We start from the raw sequence: 20,400 nt of genomic DNA on the forward strand, positions 1-20,400 counted from the left end.
TTACACCGGGTTCCATCCGAAGAAGCGCAACACCTCGTCGCGCTGCGCCATGGCGTCCGAACGCCCGAGCGCCATCAGCTCGCAGGTGTAGCTCGACTCGAAAAGCAGGTAGCTGGCGAGCGCGCCGCCCTTCACGTCGGCCGCGACCTTCGAGCCGCCCAGCAGGTGGCGCACCGCGCCGGGCAGGGCATCGACATGGCGCGCCGCGATCACGTCCAGGCGCTCCGAGGGCGAGATCACCAGCAGGTCGAGCGGGCGCAGCCCGCTGGCCTCGCGCGCTTCTTCCGGAATGAGGCCCAGCGTGTGGTTGACGCGGTGCAGGCGCTCGATGTCGACCGCCAGCGCATCGAGAAAGATGCTCGACAGTGCATGGCCCGCGATCTGCGCCATCGTCGGATAGCCGCTGTGCGTGTTGGGCGCGGGCGTCTCGCGCGGTTCGTGCATGCGGCCTGCGCCGATCACCAGGATGCGCTCTGCGCCCAGGTGAATGGCCGCCGCGATGGGCGCCGATTGCCGCATCGAGCCGTCGCCGAAGTACTCGGTGTGGCTTTGCATCGGCAGCGCCGTCGCCGGAAACACGAAGGGAATGGCGGAAGACGCCAGCAGGTGGTCATGCGTGATGCGGTCGCGCACCGACAGCCGCTGCGAGCGCACCCAGGGTTCCATCGGCACGGCCGCCTCGAAGAAGGTGACGTGCTCGCCCGAGCTGTAGCTCGATGCCGTCACGGCCAGCGCCTTCACGTGGCCTTGCTGCATGAGCTGCGGCAGGCGGTCCAGCAGCACCATGCGCTGCAGCAGTTCGGCCAGCGGCGTGTTGTCGAGCAGCGACTTCGGCTTGATGCGCATCCAGTTGGCCGCAAAGCGCCCGAGCCCCAGCAGCATGCGCCAGCGCGCGCCGCTGCCGAGCACCGACAGCGAATCGGCCCGGTAGACCTGCTCGGCCCGGAACTGGCTCCACACCTCGGCGATGTGCGCCACCACGTGGTCGAAGTTGTCCGCCCCGCAGGCCAGCGCCGCTGCGTTGATGGCGCCGGCCGAGGTGCCGGTGATGACGGGAAAGGGGTTGCCGGTGCCGGCTGCGGGACCGGCGGCGCGCCGAATCTCGGCAATGGCTTCGAGCACGCCGACCTGGTAGGCGGCCCGCGCGCCGCCTCCGGTGAGCAGGAGGCCGGTGACGGGGCTTGTCTCTGGCATGTGTCGGTTGTTCTTGGTTATTGAAAGGCCATCCGGTGCGCGCCTGGAGAGCGCACTAGACTACCGCCCATTCAGGAGTTAGATCAATGGCACTCACCCCAGAAGGGCTCATGGACGCGCTCAAGGCCGTCGCAGACCCTAACACCGGCAAAGAATTCGTGGCGAGCCGGTCGCTCAAAAACCTGCAGATCGCACAGGGCGATGTCTCGCTCGACCTCGAGCTCGGCTACCCGGCCAAGAGCCAGCACGCGGCCATTCGCAAGTCGCTGGTGGCGGCTGCCAAGGCGGTGCCGGGCGTGGAGAACGTGTCGGTCAACATCGTCACCAAGGTCATCAGCCATGCGGTGCAGCGCGGCGTGCAGCTGATGCCCAACGTCAAGAACATCATCGCGGTGGCCTCGGGCAAGGGCGGCGTGGGCAAGAGCACCACGGCCGCCAACCTGGCGCTCGCGCTGGCGGCCGAAGGCGCCACCGTGGGCCTGCTCGATGCCGACATCTACGGCCCGAGCCAGCCCATGATGATGGGCATCGAAGGCCGCCCCGACAGCGCCGACGGCAAGACCATGGAGCCGATGGAGCGCCACGGCGTGCAGGTCATGTCGATCGGTTTCCTGGTCGATCAGGACCAGGCCATGATCTGGCGCGGCCCCATGGCCACGCAGGCGCTGGAGCAGCTGCTGCGCCAGACCAACTGGAAAGACCTCGACTACCTCATCGTCGACATGCCGCCGGGCACCGGCGACATCCAGCTCACGCTGAGCCAGCGCGTGCCGATGACGGGCGCGGTGATCGTCACCACGCCGCAGGACATCGCGCTGCTCGACGCCAAGAAGGGCATCAAGATGTTCGAGAAGGTCGGCGTGCCGATCCTGGGCATCGTCGAGAACATGGCGGTGCACATCTGCTCGAACTGCGGCCATGCCGAGCACATCTTCGGCGCCGACGGCGGCAAGAAGATGGCGGCCGAATACCAGATGGAATACCTCGGCGCGCTGCCGCTGGACATCAAGATCCGCCTGCAGGCCGACAGCGGCGCGCCCACGGTGGTGTCCGACCCCGACGGTGAGGTGGCCGCTCTCTACAAGGACGTGGCCCGCCGCGTGGCCGTGGGCATTGCCGAGAAGGCCAAGGACTTCTCGTCCAAGTTCCCGACCATCTCGATCAGCAAGAACACCTGAGCCCCGGCCCATGAACCTGCTCGCCTCGATGCGCTACCTGGTGGCGCTGAACGAGCACAAGCACTTCGGCCGCGCGGCGCAGGCCTGCCACATCACGCAGCCGGCCTTGTCGAATGCGCTGCGCGCGCTCGAGGCCGAGTTCGGCGTGGTGATCGTCAAGCGGGCACGGGTCTACGTCGGCCTCACGCACGAAGGCGAGCGCGTGCTGGCCACGGCGCAGCGCATGCTGCGCGACAACGAGGTCCTGCTGCAGGAGCTGCACAGCGAAGCAAACGACCCGCACGGGCGCTTGCGCATGGCGGCCGTGCCCACGGCCATTCCCATGCTGTCGCGCTTCGCCGCCATGCTGCAGCAGCGGCACCCGGGCATCGTGCCGGCCGTGCTGTCGATGAGTTCGCAGGAGCTGGAGACGGGACTCGAAAGCCTCTCCGTCGACCTCGCGCTTGGCTACACTGAGCGCATGCACCTGCCCGGCATCAAGCTCACGGCATGGCCGCAGAGCATCGAGCATTACTTCCTGCTGCGCCGCGCGAAGAAGGCCTCGGCCGACCAACTGCGCATCGGCAAGCCCATCGCCTGGGCCGATGCGGGCAAGCTGCCGCTGTGCCTGCTCACGCCCGACATGCACAACCGCGCCATCGTCGACCAGGCCTTGCGCGAGGCTGGCGTGCCGGTGGCGCCAGCCATCGAAACCAACTCCGTGCTCACGCTGGCGCTGGCGGTGAGCGCGGGCACCGTCAGCAGCGTGCTGCCGGGTGGCATGGTCGCGGCCGTGCGCAGCCACCGCGAACTCGAAGCGCTGCCACTGGTGGCGCCCGAAGTGCGCACACCGATCGGCTTCATGACGCAGGCCGGCGTGCGGCCTTCACGCGCACTCGACGCCGCGCTGGCCTTCCTGCAGACGCCCGAATGGCAGGCCCAGGTGCGGCAACACAGCGGCACGCTGGACGAGGCCCGGGCACCCGGCTAGCGGCCGGACGAAGGCTGCGCCGCGAACACTTCGATCGCGGCCAGCCTTGCCACCGAACGGCCTGGCTTCACGTCGCCGGCCATCACCAGCCGGGCCATGCCGTTGCGGCCCAGCGGCGCGCCGTTCAAGCTGTAGGCGACCAGCGCCGTGCGGTTGCCGGATTCGGGTGCGATCTCTGCAAGCGAGACCACCGCGCGGTAGCCGTCGCTGCCGATCAGCACCACGTACATCGAGAGCAAGGGATTGCGCACGCCGGTGTCCGGCTTGAGGCCGACCGTGCCGTCGTTCAGCAAGGTCCAGAGGCTCACGCCGGTGTAGCTGTTGGCGCCGACCATCTGCGTGGTGGCGGGCAGGGCCTGGAGTGCCGCGAGGTCGAAGGTGGCGCGCTTGGCGACGGCGCCCGACACCGTGAAGCGCGGCGAGCCGCCTTCGTTGGCGGTAGCGGTGGTTGCCGTTGGGGCCGTCGCGGTGGCCATCGGGGCGGTGCCCGCACAGCCAGCAAGCACAGCCAGCATCGCGGAGGTTGCAGCAGCGCGGCACAGCCAGCGCGAGGGCAGGAAATGGCTTCGGTCTTTCACATGGACTCCTCGTTTCCCCGGAGCGGGTGCGTCGTATTCATTCTTGCATGACGCTCGCGGCCGGTTGCGGGCGGACAATGGCGTCCCGCATTGGTTTACGCTTCGCGCCACCATGAAATCCAAAGTCCAGTTCCGCCTGCGCGTCTATCGGGACGACACCATTGCCATCGGCCCCGGCAAGATCGCCGTGCTCGAAGCCGTGGCCGAGACCGGTTCGATTTCCGCGGCGGCCCGGCTGCTGGGCATGTCGTACCGGCGGGCCTGGATGCTGATCGACGAAATGAACCAGTCGCTGGCCTCGCCCGCGGTGAACACGGCGGCCGGCGGCTCGCGCGGCGGCGGCACGGCGCTCACGCCGGTGGGTGAAGACATCGTCAAGCACTACCGCGCGATCGAGAACGCGGCGCGGCTGGCCACGGCGGCCGACATCCGCGCGCTCACGCGGCTGCTGGCGCCATGAGCGGCGAGGCAACCGCCAGCGTCGTGTGCCGCCCGGTCGGCATCGTGCGCAGCCGCTTCACCGAAGCCACCGGCATGCCGATCCAGACCGCCGGCGCGCCTGAAGAAACGGGCCGGCTCGAAGTGTTCGCCGAGTTCGCGCCGGGCCTGCGCGACATCGAGGGCTTCGACTACCTGATCCTCGTCACCCATCTGCACCGGTGTGCGCACGAGCGGCTGGAGGTGGTGCCCTTCCTGGACAACGCATCGCGCGGCGTCTTTGCCACGCGGGCGCCCGCGCGGCCGAATCGGCTGGGCCTGTCGATCGTGAAGCTCACGGCCGTGGACGGCACGACGCTGCATTTCAGCGGCAACGACATGATGGACGGCACGCCCGTGCTCGACATCAAGCCCTACGTGCCGCGCTTCGACGTGCGCGAGACCGAACGCGTGGGCTGGTTCGGCGCCAGGCTCGATCAGCTGCCGGGCATCCGCTCCGACGACAGGATGGGTTGATCGGCCGAATCGACCGGGTCGGCCGATGAGGTGGGCAGCGCCTCGCCCTGCCAGCACGACCACACGCTTTGCGACAGCGTTTCGCGCGCCTGCGGCGGCGCCTCCCGGATGGTGCCGACGCTCATGAACCCCGCCAGGTATTCGCCGGGCAGCACGCCCACCTGCCGCGCCAGCGTCTCGTCGTAGCAGCGTTCGCCGCTCAGCACGATGGCGCCGTAGCCCAACTGGTGCGCCGCGCTCAGGATATTGCCCAACGCCGCGCCGGCACTCAGCCACTGCTCGCGTGCCGGCACCTTGCTGCGCTCGCGCGGCGACACCACGAAGCCCAGCAGCAGGGGTGGTCGCGTGGCATGCTCGCGCGCCCGCTTCAGATCGGTGGGGCTGGCGAGCGGGTCGCGCCGCAGCTTTTCCTGCTCGAAGCACCATGCCAGCGCCTCGCGGTTCTGCGGACGGAACTCGATCACGCGCCAAGGGTGTAGGCCGCCGTGGTCGGGTGCGCGCAGGCCGGCCTGGAGGATGGCGTCGAGTTCGTCAGGATGCGGGCCGGGCTGCTGCAGCCGCCGCGGCGACACCGAGCGCCGCGTCAGCAGGACTTCAAGGATGCGTTCCGCACCCGTCATGTGCCGCCACATGCGCGTCACTGCTCCCTGTGGTCGACCCACACCGCCCGGCGGCGCAGGACTTCCCCGATGTCGTTGGCGTCGGCCTGTGCGACGAAGAAAGACTGGCTTTCGCCGCCGGGGCCGGTGATGGAAAGAACGAAGCCGTTGGCATCCATGGCCTGCTCGATGCGCCACTCCTGCACCTGCGTCGCGTGGCGAAGCTCCGGCCTGCCGGAGATCGAGCGAACAACGGTGTCGTGGGCTAAGGGGCGCATGGGGTTGGCGAACGCTGTATCCCTCAGTATATGAAGACTCATCGGTTTGCGCATCCCCGTGAGAACCTTAGGGCTCACCGTGTAACAATCCCGCCGTATTTTCATGAACACGACGCAATCGCTCATCGCCTCGACGGACTGGTTTCCGCTGGCCCTGTCGCTCAAGGTCGCCGCCGTCGCGACCCTGCTGGCGCTGGTCGTGGGCGTGGCGCTCGGCTGGGTGTTCGCGCGCAAGCGCTTCTTCGGGCACAGCGTGCTGGAGGCCATCTTCATGCTGCCGCTGGTGCTGCCGCCCACGGTGATCGGCTACGCCATCCTGGTGGCGGCCGGCCGGCGCAGCCCGCTGGGCGCGTGGCTGCGCGAGCACCTCGACTACACCATCATCTTCAGCTGGCATGGCGCGGTGGTGGCCTCGGCCGTGGTGGCGTTGCCGCTGGTGCTCAAGTCGGCCAGCGCGGCTTTCGCGGGCGTCGACCGTTCGCTCGAAGCGGCGGCCAGCACGCTGCGCCAATCGCCGTTCTCGGTGTTCCTGCGCGTCACGCTGCCGCTGGCGTGGCCGGGCATCCTGGCCGGCACGCTGCTGGCCTTTGCGCGGGCCATGGGCGAGTTCGGTGCCTCGCTGATGGTGGCCGGCTCGATCCCCAAGCAGACCCAGACGCTCTCGATGGCCATCTACGACGCGGTGCAGGCCGGGCATGACGACCTCGCGCTGCTGCTGGTGATCGTGACCTCGGTGCTGTCGATCACCGTGCTGGTGCTGTCGAACCGCTTCTTCTCGCTTCGCTGATTTCGTGCTTCATCATTCATTCTTATAAGGAGTTGCCATGCGTCCGTTCCGTCTCTTGTCCCTCGTCGTTGCCCTTGCACTGCCGCTGGCCGCCGCCGCGCAGCAGATCACCGTGTCGGCCGCCGCCAGCCTGACCGACGCGTTCAAGGAGATCGGGCCGAAGTTCGAGGCCGCCAAGTCGGGCGCCACGGTGCGCTTCAACTTCGCCGCCTCGGGCGTGCTGCTGCAGCAGATCGGGCAGGGCGCGCCCGTCGACGTGTTCGCCAGCGCCGACCAGGAGACCATGAACCGCGGCGTCGAGCAGAAGGCGATCGACGCCGCCACGCGCAAGGACTTCGTGACCAACAGCCTCGTGCTCATCGAGCCCACCAAAGACGCTGTCGGCGTGAAGACCCTGCAAGACCTGACCGGCGCCGGCGTGAAGAAGATCGCCGTCGGCAAGACCGCCACCGTGCCGGTCGGCCGCTACACCAAGCAGGTGCTCGACGGCGCCAACCTCTGGACCGTGCTCGAGCCCAAGTTCGTGCAGGCCGACAGCGTGCGCCAGGTGCTCGACTACGTGAGCCGTGGCGAGGTCGAGGCCGGCTTCGTCTACCGCACCGACGCGGCCGTGGCCGGCGACAAGGTCAAGATCGCCTTCACCCCCACCGGCCACACGCCCGTGACGTACCCGATCGCCGTCGTGGCCGAGAGCAAGCAGAAGGCGCTGGCCGGCGACTTCATCGCCTTCCTCTCGACGCCCGCCGCGCAGGAAGTGCTCACGCGCTACGGCTTCGGCAAGCCATGATCGACGTCAATCTGAAACTGACGGTGAAGGACGGAGCCCGGCGCTTCGACCTGGCCGTGCGCTTTCAGACCGACGTTCCGTTTGCCGCGCTCTACGGCCCCTCGGGCGCGGGCAAGTCGCTGACCCTGCAGGCCATTGCCGGCCTGCTGCATCCTTCGGCCGGCCACGTGCGGCTGGACGGCCGCACGCTGTACGACTCGGCCCAGCGTATCGACGTGCCCGCGCCGGCGCGCCGCATCGGCTACCTGTTCCAGAACTACGCGCTGTTTCCGCATCTCACGGTGCGCGAGAACGTGGCCTTCGGACTGACCGCATGGCACCGCCTCAGCTTGCCGGCCAAGGACGCCGAGCGCGTGCAGGCCCTGCTCGAAAGCTTCGGCCTTGCCGCGCTGGCCGACAGCCGGCCGCAAAAACTGTCGGGCGGGCAGCAGCAGCGCGTGGCCCTGGCGCGCGCACTGGCCTGCGAGCCGCAGGTGCTGCTGCTCGACGAGCCTTTCGCTGCCCTGAACCCCATGCTGCGCAGCGAACTGCGCAACGAACTGGCGCAGGTGCGCAAGCAGTGGGGCATTCCGGTCTTGATGATCACGCACGACATCGAGGACGTGCTCGCCCTGGCCGACGTGGCCTTCGTCTACAAGGACGGCCAGGTGGTGCGCGAGATCGACCTGCACAACGCGCAAAGCCGCGACTTCGCCCTGCGTGATATCGCCGGTGTGCCGGAGGTCGAAGACACGCCGCTGCGCAGCAAGCTGCGTGGGCTGTTGATGCAGGACGCGCGCAGCTGACAGACGATTTTGTATCGCATAAGCGATACAATTTGGCAATGAAAACCGCCACCATCCCCTCCGTGCGCGTCGAGCCCGAGTTTCGGGATGAAGTCGAACAGGTGCTCGGTGAGGGCGAATCCTTGTCTCAATTCGTCGAGGCCGCGGTACGCGCCTGCGTTCTGCAGCGAAAAAGCCAAGCCGAATTTGTGGCACGCGGCATGGCGTCGCTGGCCGATGCGCGCCGCAGTGGTGAGTATGTCGATGCAGGCGAAGTGATGCATCGTCTCAAGAGCAAACTCGAATCGGCGAAGAAGCGGCAGAACGCAAACGCAGCGCGCCGGTGAGCTACACCGTCCGGTTCACCCAACAGGCGGCGGAAGACTTGGAGCGGCTGTACGACTTCGTCCTCGAGAGGGAACTCGCAAGAGGCGGAGATCTGGAACTGGCCTCGCGAGCCCTCGATGCGATCGAACACGGCATCGCCACACTCGGCTTTTCTCCGTTCACCTGTCGCAAGGCAGGCGACAGCCCGTTCATCCGTGAGCTCGTGATTCCGTTCGGCGGCAGCGGCTACGTCGCGTTGTTCGAAATCGAGGCGAACGATTCGATCGTCGTGGCCGCTGTCAGGCATCAACGGGAAGACGACTACCACTGAGCGATGAAGGTCCATCGGGTGGTGGGCGCGGTCATTTCCGTTTTGAATCGCTGCATATCCCGATTCAATTTGACGCCCGGCCCCCTGCGGGCCAACACTGCCGCCATGAGCGAGCAGAAGATCGAGTTTTACAAGGGCCCGGCCGGCGGCTGGGGTGCATTGCGCAGCGTGACGAATGCGCTGCTGCGGCAGGACATTCCCATCAAGGGCGCGAAAACGCTGCTCTCGGCCAACCAGCCCGATGGCTTCGACTGCCCCGGCTGCGCGTGGCCCGACCGCAACCATGCCTCGACCTTCGAGTTCTGCGAGAACGGCGTGAAGGCCGTGGCGGCCGAAGCCACCGCGCGCCGTGCTGGCCCGGAGTTGTTCGCGAAGCACACCGTGGCCGAGCTGGCCGTGCAAAGCGACTTCTGGCTTGAAGACCAGGGCCGGCTCACGCACCCGATGGTCTACGACGCGGCCAGCGACAAGTACGTGCCCATCGAATGGGACGATGCCTTCGCGCTCGTCGCGCGCCACCTGAACGCGTTGCCCGATGCGAACCAGGCCATGTTCTACACCTCGGGCCGGGCAAGCAACGAGGCGGCCTTTCTGTACCAGCTCTTCGTGCGCGAGTACGGCACCAACAATTTTCCCGACTGCTCGAACATGTGCCACGAGCCCAGCGGCAGTGGCATGCGTCCGCAGATCGGCGTGGGCAAGGGCACGGTCACGCTCGACGACTTCGAGAAGGCCGACGCCATCTTCATCTTCGGCCAGAACCCGGGCACCAACCACCCGCGCATGCTGGGCGAGCTGCGCGCGGCATCGAAGCGCGGTGCGCGCATCGTGAGCTTCAACCCGCTGCGCGAGCGCGGCCTGGAGCGCTTTGCCGATCCGCAGGACAAGCTGGAGATGGCGACGATGGGCTCCACGCCGATCAGCACGCACTACTTCCAGCTGCGCGTGGGCGGCGACTTTGCGGCGGTCAAGGGGATGATGAAGCACGTCATCGAGCGCGAAGACGCGGCGGTGGCACGCGGCGAGGCTTCGGTGCTCGACCATGCCTTCATCGCCACGCACACCACCGGCTTCGAGACCCTGGCCGACGACCTGCGTGCCGAATCGTGGGACGTGCTGGTGCGGGAGTCGGGCCTTGCGCAGGCGCAGATCCGCGCCGCCGCCGACGTGTACCTTGGCGCCAAGAACGTCATCGCCTGCTGGGGCATGGGCATCACGCAGCACCAGCATTCGGTGGCGACCATCCAGATGATCCTCAACTGGCTCATGCTGTGCGGCCACATGGGCCGCGAAGGCGCGGGTGCTTGCCCGGTGCGCGGCCACAGCAACGTGCAGGGCGACCGCACCATGGGTATCTGGGAAAAGCCGCCGGTGGCGCTGCTCGACCGGCTGCAGCAGGTGTTCGGCTTCGAGCCGCCGCGCAAGAACGGCGTGGACACGGTCGAGGCCATCCAGCTGATGCTCGACGGCAAGGGCAAGGTGTTCTTCGCGCTCGGCGGCAACTTCGCGGCTGCCACGCCCGACACCTACCAGACCTGGAAGGGCCTGCAGCAGTGCGACCTGACGGTGCACGTGACCACCAAGCTCAACCGCAGTCACATCGTGCACGGGCGCGAGGCGCTGATCCTGCCCTGCCTGGGCCGCACCGAGATCGACATGCAGGCCAACGGCCCGCAAGGCGTGACGGTGGAAGACTCGATGAGCATGGTCCACATTTCGATGGGCATCAACCCGCCCGCGTCGGAGCAGCTGCTGTCCGAGCCCGCCATCGTTGCGCGGCTGGCGGCCGCCACCATAGGCGCGCGCAGCAAGACGCCGTGGCTGTGGCTCATCGAAGACTACGCACGTATCCGCGACAAGATCGAAGCGGTGTTCGACGACTTCAAGGACTTCAATACCCGCGTGGCGCACCCTGGCGGCTTTCGCCTGCGCAACACCGCGAGCGAACGGGTGTGGGCCACCGCGTCGAAGAAGGCCGTGTTCTTCACACACGCCGTGCCGCTGGACACGCCCTCGCACCGGGCCCGCGCGCGCTTTGCGAAGAAGGGCGACACGCTGGTCTTTACGCTGCTCACCACGCGCTCGCACGACCAGTACAACACCACCATCTACGGCATGGACGACCGCTACCGCGGCGTGTTCGGCCAGCGTCGCGTGGTCTTCATTCACAAGGAAGACATCCGCGCGCTGGGCATGAAGGACGGCGACTGGGTCGATATCCAGACCGTGTGGAGCGACGGGCAGGAGCGGCGCGCCGATCGGTTCAAGCTGGTGTCGTACGACATCCCGCGCGGCAACCTCGCGGCCTATTACCCCGAGACCAATCCGCTGGTTCCGCTGTCGTCGGTGGCCGAGAACGCGGGCACGCCGACGTCCAAGTCCATTCCGGTGGTGCTGTCGCTGCATGTGGCACCGGCGCCTGCGCTGGTGGACATCGACGCCGTTGCGGCATGACCGCAGGCGCCTTCGACGCCGACTCCTTTTCCATCGCCATCCTGCGCGCGCTCGCCGAGGCGCCGGGCGACGGCGGCATGTCGCTGCCGCGCCTGGGCAAGCGGCTCGGGCAGGGCGCCAGCGTGGTGATGCGTCAGCTCACGCTGATGGGCGATGCCGCCATCGGCGGCGTGCGTGGCCCCGGCTGGGTGCGCGTGGTGCAGCTCGACGACCGCTGGGTCGCGCACCTCACCGACGCCGGGCGCGCGTGGATCGAGGCTTTGCCGGCTGACGAAAACCCCGGCTGAGTAGAGAATGGCCGAGGCCATGCAAGACACCCCTGAATCCGACGACACCCTGCCGCCGCTTTCGCGGCACGCCGTGCATGTGTTCGGCGAGCGCGGCATCGCGCCCGAAGGCGTGGTTCGCGACGACACGCTGGCGGCTGAGGTGCCCGTGGCGCTGGTCTTCAACGGTGTCTCGCACGCGGTGATGATGGCCACGCCGCAAGACCTCGATGCCTTCGCGCTCGGCTTTGCATTGAGCGAAGGCATCCTCGACACCGCCGCCGATTGCCGCGGCATCGACGTGCGAACGGTCGATGCCCTCGACGCGGGCCTGCCCGAAGGCATGCCGGGTATCGAGGTGCAGCTCGAAGTTTCCACGCGCAGCTTCGAGCGCCTGAAAGACCGCCGGCGCAGCCTTGCGGGCCGCACCGGGTGCGGCGTGTGCGGCGTCGAAAGCTTCGCGGGGCTGGACCTTGCGCCGCAGCGCGTGCCGCCGCGCGAGTGGATCGAACGCATCGACCTGCCCACCGTGCTGCGCGCCTTCGCCGCCATGCCGCCGCGCCAGACCCTCAACGCCGAAGCCGGTGCGATCCACGCCGCCGCATGGGCCACGGTGGACGGCGAACTCACCGACCTGATGGAAGACGTGGGCCGCCACAACGCGCTCGACAAGCTGCTCGGCAAGCTCGCGCAGGCGGGGCGCCTCGCGGAGCCGGGCTTCGTGCTGATGTCCAGCCGCGGCAGCCATGAACTCGTGCGCAAGTGCGCGCGCCTGGGTATTGCGGCGATGGCGACCATCTCCGCGCCGACCTCGATGGGCGTGCGCATGGCCGAGCTGAGCGGCCTGCGCTTCTGGGGGCTGTGCCGCGCGCCGCGCGGCGTGCTCTATGCCGACGGGCTCTCGCGCCCGTCGAGCGCCAGCACCGCATCGGCCACCGCCTCGATGCCCTGATCCGACAGGTCGGTCGCCGACACGCTCCGGCGTTGGGCCCAGGCCTTGAAGTGCAGTTCCTGCGACTTCTCGTAGTGCGGGTCGTAGTGCAGCGCCATCAGCTCGCCGAACAGATGGGGCAGGTCGGCTTCGCGGGCCCATTGCTGCCAGCGCGTGACCGTTTCCTTGCCCTGCATTTCCTTGAGCACGCCCATCTTGTCGGCGAGCGCCTCGCGGTCGTCGCCCAGGTAGGCGTAGTCGCGCAGCAGGTAGGCCAGCCGCGCCTCGGGCGTGGCGCGCACCTCGATGCACGGCGCCGCGCGCATGCGCGCCACCAGCGACAAGGGCAGCGACAGCCGCCCGATGCGCACGCTCTCGCCCTCGACATACAGCGGGCGCTTCAGGTCGATGGCTTCGAGCACGGCGGCAATGCGCGTCTCGAAGTGCTTCTGCGACGGCTGCGGCACGCCCGGCAGCGAACCGAGCAGCGAGCCCTTGTGGCTGGCGAAGTCTTCCAGGTCGAGCACCTGCGCGCCGCGTTCGGCCAGCGCATGCAGCACGCGCGTCTTGGCACTGCCCGTGGCGCCGCAGACCACGCGCAGGTCGAGCTGCGGGGTCAGCGTGTCGATCTGCGAAATGACGTGGCGTCGAAAGCTCTTGTAGCCGCCGGCGAGTTGTTGCGCGTCCCAGCCGACGAGACGCAGCCACGTCACCATCGAGCCGCTGCGCATGCCGCCACGCCAGCAGTAGACCAGCGGCTTCCAGTTCTCGGGCCGGTCGGCCAGCGTGTCGCGCAGATGCCTGGCGATGTTGGCCGCGACCATCGCACCGCCGATGCGCCGTGCCTCGAAGGCGCCGGTCTGCACGTAGACGGTGCCGACGATGCGGCGTTCTTCGTCGTCGAGTACCGGGCAGTTGATGGCGCCGGGAATGTGGTCGAGCGCGAACTCGGCCGGCGAGCGGGCGTCGATCAGCGTGTCGAAGGCGTGGCGGTCGCCGACCCGCACGGGCTGGCGATGACTCATGGCAGGAACCTCATGCCCCGATTGTCGCCTTTGGGCTTCAGGCGTAGGCAGGCCCCAGTCCTCGGCGCAAGCGAGCGCTCGCAAAGTCCACCAGCGTCACCAGCACGAACATCGCGATCAGCACCGTCATCGCCTGCTGCTGCTGGAAGATCGACAGGTGGAAGTACAACAACTGGCCCAGCCCGCCGCCGCCCACGAAGCCCAGCACCGCGGCCATGCGGATGTTCATTTCCCAGCGGTAGAGCGTGTAGGCGACCCATTGCGGCAGCACGATGGGCAGGCTGGCGTAGCTGAAGGCCGTGACCGGGCCGGCGCCCGCCAGCGTCAGCGCATGTTCGGGCTCGCGTGGCGCGTTCTCCAGGGCTTCGGCGAACAGCCGCCCCAGCACGCCCGTGGTGTGCAGCGACAGCGCCAGCGCACCGGCGAACGGGCCGATGCCGGCGGCGAGCACCATCAGCGCGGCCCAGACCAGCTCGGGCACGCTGCGCAAAAAGTTGAGGATGAAGCGCGCCACATGGCGCGGCAGCCCACCCGCGCGGCCCGAGGCGGGCAGCGCGAGCGCCGCGCCCGCCAGCGCCGCGAGCACCGTGCCGAGCGCCGACACCGCCAGTGTCTGCAACGCACCGTTGCCTACCTTCACGAGGAAGTCGGGTGACATATCGGGCGGGAAGAACTCGGCGATGAACTTGCCCATCAGCCGCAGCGACTCGGCCGACCCGAGCGCGCTGTAGTCGATGCCGAGGTAGACGAAGCTCGCGACCACCGCTGCCGCGATCAGCAACACAGCGAACCAGCAGCGCAGGCAGGGGCGCGGACGCGGTGGCAGGTTCATGCTCATGCGAGCAGCCTCCGCAATGCGTTGCTCAACACGTCGGCCAGCAGCACGAGGGCGAGGAACACCAGCAGGATGCTGCTGGCCTCGCCACCATTGAGCATCTTCATCGACTGGTCCATCAGTTGCCCCAGCCCGCCCGCACCGACGAAACCCATCACCACCGAGGCGCGCACCGCGCATTCCCAGCGGTACACGGTGTACGAGGCCAGCTCCTGCGCTGTGTGCGGCAGCAGGCCGTAGCACAGCGCCGCCAGCCGGCCGCTGCCGCCTTCGAGCAGCGCGCGTGCGGGGCGTGTGTCGGTCGATTCGAGGATCTCGGCGTAGACCTTGCCCAGCATGCCGCCGTAGGTGATGGCCAGCGCCAGCACGCCGGCCGCCGGGCCAAGGCCGAGCGCGCGCACGAAGAGCAGCGCCCACACGATCTCGGGAATGGCGCGCAGCACTATCAGCAGCCAGCGCGCGGCCTGCCGCACCATGGCGGCCTGCACGCGGCCCGGCCCCGGGCCGATGCGCGAAATGGAAAGGGCGCGCGTCGTCACGAAGCCCAGCGGCGCGCCGATCAGCAACGCGAGCGCGGTGCCCGCCGTGGCCATGGCCAGCGTTTCGAGCGTGGCCTTGGCGAGCAATGCGAGGAAGTCGGGCGAGCCTTCGGGCGAAAAGAACCCCGCGAGAAAACCGCCGATGACGGCGAGGTTGCCGCTGCCGAACAGCGCCCATGGCTTGAACTCCGACAGCGCCAGCATCGGCCATGCGATGACGAGTGCAGCTGTCCAGCCGGCCAGCCGGGGCCATGCCCGCGGGTCGCGCAGCGCAAGGTCGGAGCGCGTGGGCACTTGTGGCGATGCGGCGTTGCTCACGGGCAGTCCGGTCGCTGGAATGCCGGCTCCGTTGCGGTGGCGCCGAGTGGCACAGGCCCTTGCGTGGCCACGCCGCCTTCGCTGGCATAGAGCGTGTCGAGCATCGCGGCCGTGACCTGCGTGGCGGGCAGGTCGAACATCACCTGCCCGTTGCGCATGCCGACGATGCGCGGAAACCAGCGCAGCGCGAGGTCCACTGCATGCAGCGACGCCACCAGCGTGGCGCCGGTCGACTCGCTCTGCGCGACCAGCTGGCCGATGGTTGCATCGGCCAACGTCGGGTCGAGCGCGGACACGGGTTCGTCGGCCAGCAGCAGGGCGGGGCGCTGGTACAGCGCACGCGCGATGCCCACGCGCTGCAGCTGGCCGCCGGAGAGGCGGTCGCAGCGGTCGAACAGGCGGTCTTCCAAAGCCAGCCGCGACAGCACCTCGTGCGCGCCAGCAATGTCGGAGGGATAGAAGAGCGAGCCCAGCGCGCGTGCCGCCGACCACTCGCCCAGGCGGCCCGCCAGCACGGCCGTGACCACCCGCAGGCGCGGTGCGATCGGTGGCGCCTGGTGCACGGTGCCGATGCGCGCGCGCAGTTTCTTCAGCGCGCCGGCCTTCAACTGCCAGGGGCTTTCGCCCAGTGCCTGGACTTCGCCTTCACCGGGGCGCAGCGCGGCGCCGAGCACACGCAGCAGCGTGGTCTTGCCGGCGCCCGAGGGACCGATGACGGCAATGCGCTCGCCGTCGCGCGCGGACAGCGTCACGCCGGCCAGCGCACGATGGCCGTTGGGGTGGACGACGCCGATGGCGGCGAGGGAGAAGCTCACGCGGTGGGCCTTTCGGAGGCTGCACCCTCACCCCGGCCCTCTCCCGCAAGCGGGAGAGGGAGTAATGCGGGCCCCGGCTGTTGGCCCCCTCTCCCGCGTGCGGGAGAGGGTTGGGGTGAGGATGCCCCCGCTTCCCTGCAAATCACTTGATCAAACCCGCCGACTTCCCCGCCGTCTCGATCCCGTCATAGTTCGACGACTTCGTCGGAATGAACTTGCTCGCACGCTGCAGCGCCATGATTTCCTTGTGCGCCGGGTTGGCCGGGTCGAGCTTCAGGAACGCATCCGTCAGCTTCTTCTGCAGCGCCGGGTCCATGCCGGGGCGCACCGTCCAGTTGTAGTCGTAGTAGGTCGGCGTGGTCGCGAGCACACGCACCTTGGCGGCGTTGGGGTTCTTCGACTCGACCAGCTTGTCCCACACCGACGCGTTGAGCACACCCGCTTCGGCGCGCGATGCGGCCACGAAGGCCACCGTGGCGTCGTGCGCGCCCGAGAACGCGACCGTCTTGAAATCCTTCTCGGGGTTGATGCCCGCCTGCAGCAAAAAGTAGCGCGGCATCAGGCTGCCCGACGTGGAAGAGGGCGCGCCGAAGGCGAAGGTCTTGCCCTTCAGGTCGGCCAGCGTCTTGGCGGTGCTGTCGATCGGCACGATGAACTTGCTGGTGAACACCTCGTCTTCGGCGCGCTGCACGATCGGCACCGCACCGCCGTGGGTGCGGATGCGCGCCTGCACGAAGGTGAAGCCGCCGAGCCACGCCAGGTCGATCTTGTTGGTGGCCAGGCCCTCGACCACGGCGGCGTAGTCGGTCACGGGCGTGAACTGCACGTCCATGCCGGTTTCCTTCTTCAGGTAGTCGCCCAGCGGCGTGAACTTGCGCTGCAGTTCGGTGGGTGCCTCGTCGGGAATGGCCGAGACGCGCAGCACGCCCTGGGCAAAGGCGCCGAAGGCCGTGAGGGAGGAAAAGGTCAGCGCAAGCGCCAAGCGGGAAAGCGTCTTCATGAGGGTGCCTCTGGCTGTGATGAAAAAGGGTTGTGGCCGGTTCGTCGGCAAGGGATGGGCGGGGCTTCGATAATCGCGGCTTGTTTCATTCGACCGAGCCGCCGCCATGACCGATGCCGCATCTTCCAAGCTCCTGAATCCGCTGGCGCCGCTGCGGCTTACCAGCTTCTCGCACGGTGGTGGCTGTGGCTGCAAGATCGCACCCGGCGTGCTGTCACAGATCCTGAAGAACCATGCGGGGGGAATGATCCCGTCCGAACTCATGGTGGGCATCGAGACCGCCGACGACGCGGCAGTCTACAGGCTCAACGATGCGCAGGCGCTGATCGCCACCACTGACTTCTTCATGCCCATCGTGGACGACCCCTACGAGTTCGGGCGCATCGCGGCCACCAACGCCATCAGCGACGTGTACGCCATGGGTGGCCGTCCGATCATGGCGCTGGCGCTGGTCGCCATGCCGATCAACCAGCTGCCGGTCGAAGTGATCGCCGAGATCGTGCGCGGCGGGCAGGACGTGTGCCGCGCGGCCGGCATCCCGATTGCGGGCGGCCACACCATCGATTCGGTCGAGCCCATCTACGGCCTCGTTGCAATGGGCCTTGTGCACCCTGACCGCGTGCGCCGCAATGCCGATGCGAAGGCTGGCGACGTGCTGGTGCTGGGCAAGCCGCTGGGCGTGGGCGTGTTGTCGGCGGCGCTCAAGAAGGAGCAGCTGTCCGAAGCCGGCTACCGGCAGCTGATCGAGAACACGACCAAGCTCAATACGCCGGGCATTGCGCTGTCGGCGCTTGATGGCGTGCATGCGCTGACCGATGTGACCGGCTTCGGCCTGGCCGGCCACACGCTGGAGCTGGCGCGTGGGGCCAAGCTGACGGCGGTGGTCGAGTGGTCGAAGGTGCCGTTGCTCGACAACGTGGAAGCGATGGCTGCGGAAGGCTTCGTCACCGGTGCATCGGGGCGCAACTGGGCGGGCTATGGGGCTGATGTCGAACTGGCGGCTGGCCTGCCTGCTACTGCGCAGAACCTGTTGAGCGATCCGCAGACTTCTGGCGGCTTGCTCGTGAGTTGCGCGCCTGAGGCGGTCGATGCGGTGCTGGAAATCTTCCGCAAGGAAGGCTTTGCGCAAGCGGCCGTCATCGGCCGCGTCGAGGCCGGCAAGCCCGCGTTGCGCGTCGTGTCCTGAGTCACGGACCGCCCTACGCCAGCGCGTTGGGTGGGCAGTCGCCGTCGCGAGCGGTTCGAGCTTGCGCCGAGAAGCGCAGACGTACATGGGTACGTCGAGCATCGCAGGCGCGAGATCGAATCGCGCAGCAGGCGAATGCCCGCCCAACGGCGGAAGGGGGAAGGAGTCGAACCTTCCCGGCGACGACTGGCGCCACCCACTGGGTTTGAAGCCCAGCCGTCCCACCAGGGACGATCCCCTCCCATGCGGCCCGGTCACGGGCCCGCTCCGAACAACAACGTATCGGGCCGCAGCAGGTGCGTGTCTTTCACGCGCCGCGTGTAGCCCACACGGTCAAAGAATTCCAGCAACTGGATCGCGCGCTTGCGTCCCAACCCGGTCGCATCCCGAAAGCTCGCGGCCTGCAGGCCTTCCGGCCCCGCGATGCAATCGCGCACAAGGCCCGCCAGCTGCTCGATGGTCGCCAGCGGATAGTACAAGTCCTTCACCACCTGGAAGGCCTCGCCTTGCCGCGCGAGGCTCGCCAGGGTCTGCCGCACCATCGGCTCGCTCGCCTCGCAGTCCTTGGCAAGGTCGCGCACCCACGGCGGATCGAAGCCGCCATCGGCCAGCCTGGGCAGCAGCTTCTGCGCGAGCTTCTGCTCGGCTTCGTTCAAACGTGCCGCATGGTCCGGCAGGTGCAGCCACGTGCCGCTGCGCACCAGCGCGCCACCGGCGGCCAGCGCATCGAGTGCATGGCGCCACAACGCATCGTCGGTGCGCGGAGCGGCCAGCCGCTTGAGCCGGCGCGCATCGGGGCCGACTTCGTCGGTCGCCGCGCGGTGGAAGTCGGCCAACCGCTCGACGATCTGCGCCTGCAAGGCATCGAGGTGTTGCCGTGCGATGGCCGTCTGCGCGATGCGCACCGCATCGCCGGGCAGCGCCAGTGCATCTTCGTTCGCCAGCGACAGCGCGCGGGCCAGCCGCGCCGTGTCGATGCCGAGCGGCGCGTTGTGCAGCAGCGCCGCCACGCGCGTGGGCCGATCGTCGATGGCCCAGGCCGCCAGCGTGCGCAACCGCTCGGGCGTGCGCCGGTAGCGCACGGGCGCAAAGGGATCGAGCACGCGCACGCCGGCCACGGTGCGGGTGGCCGAGGCATCGCGCAGCACGCCGCGGTCGCCGTGCCATGCGCCGACCTCGTCGCGCAAGACCAGTTGGGCCAACGCGGTTTCGCCGGGCGCCAGTGCATCGCGGTCGAGCAGGGCCACCGAGGCCATCACGTCGCTGGCACCGAGGTGTGCATGCACCGTGGCGCCCGAGCGAAGGGGCCTGGCTTCGTCGGGCCAGAGCGTGAGCAGCACGTCGATGCGTGCCGTCGCCAGCGCGATGGCAGGGGTGCAGACCCAGTCGCCACGGTGCACTTCGTCCTTCGTCACGCCGGCCAGCGCGAGCGCACTGCGCTGCCCCGCATGCGCCGCATCAGCCTGCCTGTTCTGCGCATGGATGCCGCGCACCCGCACCGGGCGCTCCCCGGGCACGAGTTGCAGTTCGTCGCCGATGCGCACCGTGCCGCTGAAGACAGTGCCGGTCACGACGGTGCCGACACCCGCCAGCGTGAAGGTGCGGTCCACCGCGAGGCGAAAGGCGAGGTCGTCTTCGCGCGCGCTTTCTTCGCGTGCAACGTCGAGCAGCCGCGTGCGCAGCGCGTCGATGCCTTCGCCCGTGGTGGCGGACACCGCGAGCACCGGCGCGCTGGCCAGCGGCGTGGGTGCGAGCAGGGCGTTGATTTCCGCGCGCACTTCATCGAGCCGCGCCGCGCGCATGGCCGCGTCGATGCGGTCGATCTTGGTGACGGCCACCGTGGCCGCACGCACACCCAGCAGCGCGACCACGGCCAGGTGCTCGCGCGTCTGCGGCATCACGCCATCGTCGGCCGCCACCACCAGCAAGGCGTGGTCGATGCCGGTGGCGCCGGCCAGCATGGTGTGCAGCAGGCGCTCGTGCCCCGGCACATCGACAAAACCGAGCGACACGCCATCGGGCGCGTGCAGGTACGCATAGCCGAGTTCGATGGAAATGCCGCGCCGCTTTTCCTCGGGCAACCGGTCGGTGTCGACGCCCGTGAGCGCGCGCACCAGCGAGGTCTTGCCGTGGTCGATGTGGCCTGCGGTGCCGATGATCATGGCGGCGTGCGGTCTCGCTCCTTCCCCCTTTGGGGGAAGGTTGGGATGGGGGCAGGTCTTCGATGAGGCGCCGCGATTGTCTGAGGGCCGTCGTGCCCCCACCCCGACCCTCCCCCGGGAGG

At 68.5% G+C, this 20,400-nt stretch carries 23 protein-coding genes and 1 tRNA gene; 13 read left to right on the top strand and 11 right to left on the bottom strand.

Translation table 11 applies throughout. The annotated features are described in order from the left end of the window. Nucleotides 1-1,194, bottom strand: coding sequence for a patatin-like phospholipase family protein (locus BLQ28_RS07650; protein WP_093238137.1), 1,194 nt, complete (start codon nucleotides 1,192-1,194; stop codon nucleotides 1-3). Between the two features lie 86 nt (nucleotides 1,195-1,280). On the opposite strand from BLQ28_RS07650, the gene apbC reads away from it, so the two are divergent. After that, nucleotides 1,281-2,372 carry an iron-sulfur cluster carrier protein ApbC gene (gene apbC, locus BLQ28_RS07655; RefSeq protein ID WP_093238139.1) on the top strand — a complete coding sequence of 364 codons (1,092 nt, stop codon included), beginning with the start codon at nucleotides 1,281-1,283 and terminating at the stop codon, nucleotides 2,370-2,372. Between the two features lie 10 nt (nucleotides 2,373-2,382). Continuing rightward, nucleotides 2,383-3,342, top strand: coding sequence for a LysR family transcriptional regulator (locus tag BLQ28_RS07660; protein WP_093238140.1), 960 nt, complete (start codon nucleotides 2,383-2,385; stop codon nucleotides 3,340-3,342). On the opposite strand, the gene BLQ28_RS07665 is transcribed toward BLQ28_RS07660, so the two are convergent. Continuing rightward, nucleotides 3,339-3,920: a molybdopterin-binding protein gene (locus BLQ28_RS07665; RefSeq protein ID WP_143012445.1), complete on the bottom strand. Its 582-nt coding sequence runs from the start codon at nucleotides 3,918-3,920 to the stop codon at nucleotides 3,339-3,341. The genes BLQ28_RS07660 and BLQ28_RS07665 overlap by 4 nt on opposite strands. 112 nt (nucleotides 3,921-4,032) lie before the next feature. On the opposite strand from BLQ28_RS07665, the gene BLQ28_RS07670 reads away from it, so the two are divergent. Further along, a complete protein-coding gene (locus BLQ28_RS07670) occupies nucleotides 4,033-4,380 on the top strand; it encodes a winged helix-turn-helix domain-containing protein (protein WP_093238143.1) in 348 nt (115 codons plus the stop codon). Next, on the top strand, nucleotides 4,377-4,874 hold the full coding sequence (gene tsaA, locus BLQ28_RS07675; protein ID WP_093238145.1) for a tRNA (N6-threonylcarbamoyladenosine(37)-N6)-methyltransferase TrmO: 498 nt from the start codon (nucleotides 4,377-4,379) through the stop codon (nucleotides 4,872-4,874). Before BLQ28_RS07670 ends, tsaA begins: the two co-directional genes overlap by 4 nt. Here the strand turns inward: tsaA and BLQ28_RS07680 are convergent. Beyond that, the gene (locus BLQ28_RS07680) at nucleotides 4,835-5,494 is read right to left on the bottom strand and encodes a nitroreductase family protein (RefSeq protein ID WP_256327212.1); all 660 of its coding nucleotides are present in this window, start codon (nucleotides 5,492-5,494) and stop codon (nucleotides 4,835-4,837) included. The genes tsaA and BLQ28_RS07680 overlap by 40 nt on opposite strands. Before the next feature lie 17 nt (nucleotides 5,495-5,511). Continuing rightward, nucleotides 5,512-5,751 carry a hypothetical protein gene (locus BLQ28_RS07685; RefSeq protein WP_093239378.1) on the bottom strand — a complete coding sequence of 80 codons (240 nt, stop codon included), beginning with the start codon at nucleotides 5,749-5,751 and terminating at the stop codon, nucleotides 5,512-5,514. Nucleotides 5,752-5,854: 103 nt separating this feature from the next. Here BLQ28_RS07685 and modB point away from each other — a divergent pair, with 103 nt between their 5' ends. From modB to fdhD, 8 genes are all read left to right on the top strand, one after another. Then, on the top strand, nucleotides 5,855-6,538 hold the full coding sequence (modB, locus tag BLQ28_RS07690) for a molybdate ABC transporter permease subunit (protein WP_093238148.1): 684 nt from the start codon (nucleotides 5,855-5,857) through the stop codon (nucleotides 6,536-6,538). 37 nt (nucleotides 6,539-6,575) lie between these two features. Further along, nucleotides 6,576-7,325 (top strand): molybdate ABC transporter substrate-binding protein, encoded by a 750-nt coding sequence (gene modA / locus BLQ28_RS07695; protein ID WP_093238149.1) that lies wholly within the window; start codon nucleotides 6,576-6,578, stop codon nucleotides 7,323-7,325. After that, nucleotides 7,322-8,110 (top strand): ABC transporter ATP-binding protein, encoded by a 789-nt coding sequence (locus tag BLQ28_RS07700; protein ID WP_093238151.1) that lies wholly within the window; start codon nucleotides 7,322-7,324, stop codon nucleotides 8,108-8,110. Before modA ends, BLQ28_RS07700 begins: the two co-directional genes overlap by 4 nt. 38 nt (nucleotides 8,111-8,148) lie before the next feature. Next, on the top strand, nucleotides 8,149-8,436 hold the full coding sequence (locus BLQ28_RS07705) for a YlcI/YnfO family protein (protein ID WP_093238152.1): 288 nt from the start codon (nucleotides 8,149-8,151) through the stop codon (nucleotides 8,434-8,436). Next, nucleotides 8,433-8,747, top strand: coding sequence for a type II toxin-antitoxin system RelE/ParE family toxin (locus BLQ28_RS07710; RefSeq protein ID WP_093238154.1), 315 nt, complete (start codon nucleotides 8,433-8,435; stop codon nucleotides 8,745-8,747). Before BLQ28_RS07705 ends, BLQ28_RS07710 begins: the two co-directional genes overlap by 4 nt. Nucleotides 8,748-8,852: 105 nt before the next feature. Beyond that, nucleotides 8,853-11,201, top strand: a complete 2,349-nt coding sequence (locus BLQ28_RS07715; protein ID WP_093238155.1) for an FdhF/YdeP family oxidoreductase — start codon at nucleotides 8,853-8,855, stop codon at nucleotides 11,199-11,201. Then, on the top strand, nucleotides 11,198-11,488 hold the full coding sequence (locus BLQ28_RS07720; RefSeq protein WP_093238157.1) for a hypothetical protein: 291 nt from the start codon (nucleotides 11,198-11,200) through the stop codon (nucleotides 11,486-11,488). Before BLQ28_RS07715 ends, BLQ28_RS07720 begins: the two co-directional genes overlap by 4 nt. 19 nt (nucleotides 11,489-11,507) lie before the next feature. Then, the gene (gene fdhD / locus BLQ28_RS07725) at nucleotides 11,508-12,419 is read left to right on the top strand and encodes a formate dehydrogenase accessory sulfurtransferase FdhD (protein WP_256327213.1); all 912 of its coding nucleotides are present in this window, start codon (nucleotides 11,508-11,510) and stop codon (nucleotides 12,417-12,419) included. On the opposite strand, the gene mnmH is transcribed toward fdhD, so the two are convergent. From mnmH to BLQ28_RS07750, 5 genes are all read right to left on the bottom strand, one after another. Beyond that, on the bottom strand, nucleotides 12,353-13,423 hold the full coding sequence (gene mnmH / locus BLQ28_RS07730; RefSeq protein WP_093238160.1) for a tRNA 2-selenouridine(34) synthase MnmH: 1,071 nt from the start codon (nucleotides 13,421-13,423) through the stop codon (nucleotides 12,353-12,355). The two genes, fdhD and mnmH, sit on opposite strands and share 67 nt — an antisense overlap. 37 nt (nucleotides 13,424-13,460) lie before the next feature. Continuing rightward, nucleotides 13,461-14,261, bottom strand: a complete 801-nt coding sequence (gene phnE, locus BLQ28_RS07735; protein ID WP_176801045.1) for a phosphonate ABC transporter, permease protein PhnE — start codon at nucleotides 14,259-14,261, stop codon at nucleotides 13,461-13,463. After that, a complete protein-coding gene (locus BLQ28_RS07740; RefSeq protein WP_256327214.1) occupies nucleotides 14,258-15,115 on the bottom strand; it encodes a PhnE/PtxC family ABC transporter permease in 858 nt (285 codons plus the stop codon). Before BLQ28_RS07740 ends, phnE begins: the two co-directional genes overlap by 4 nt. Further along, a complete protein-coding gene (locus BLQ28_RS07745) occupies nucleotides 15,112-15,930 on the bottom strand; it encodes a phosphonate ABC transporter ATP-binding protein (RefSeq protein ID WP_093238163.1) in 819 nt (272 codons plus the stop codon). Before BLQ28_RS07745 ends, BLQ28_RS07740 begins: the two co-directional genes overlap by 4 nt. Nucleotides 15,931-16,072: 142 nt before the next feature. Next, on the bottom strand, nucleotides 16,073-16,930 hold the full coding sequence (locus tag BLQ28_RS07750) for a putative selenate ABC transporter substrate-binding protein (protein WP_093238164.1): 858 nt from the start codon (nucleotides 16,928-16,930) through the stop codon (nucleotides 16,073-16,075). Between the two features lie 106 nt (nucleotides 16,931-17,036). Here BLQ28_RS07750 and selD point away from each other — a divergent pair, with 106 nt between their 5' ends. Then, nucleotides 17,037-18,116, top strand: coding sequence for a selenide, water dikinase SelD (gene selD, locus BLQ28_RS07755; protein ID WP_093238166.1), 1,080 nt, complete (start codon nucleotides 17,037-17,039; stop codon nucleotides 18,114-18,116). A gap of 150 nt (nucleotides 18,117-18,266) precedes the next feature. Here the strand turns inward: selD and BLQ28_RS07760 are convergent. Both BLQ28_RS07760 and selB read right to left on the bottom strand, forming a co-directional pair. After that, nucleotides 18,267-18,359: transfer RNA gene (locus BLQ28_RS07760), tRNA-Sec, on the bottom strand. A gap of 11 nt (nucleotides 18,360-18,370) precedes the next feature. Continuing rightward, a complete protein-coding gene (selB, locus tag BLQ28_RS07765) occupies nucleotides 18,371-20,278 on the bottom strand; it encodes a selenocysteine-specific translation elongation factor (protein WP_093238167.1) in 1,908 nt (635 codons plus the stop codon). Nucleotides 20,279-20,400 lie beyond the last annotated feature (122 nt).

The organism is Variovorax sp. EL159 (assembly GCF_900100965.1).
GTDB lineage: Bacteria > Pseudomonadota > Gammaproteobacteria > Burkholderiales > Burkholderiaceae_C > Variovorax.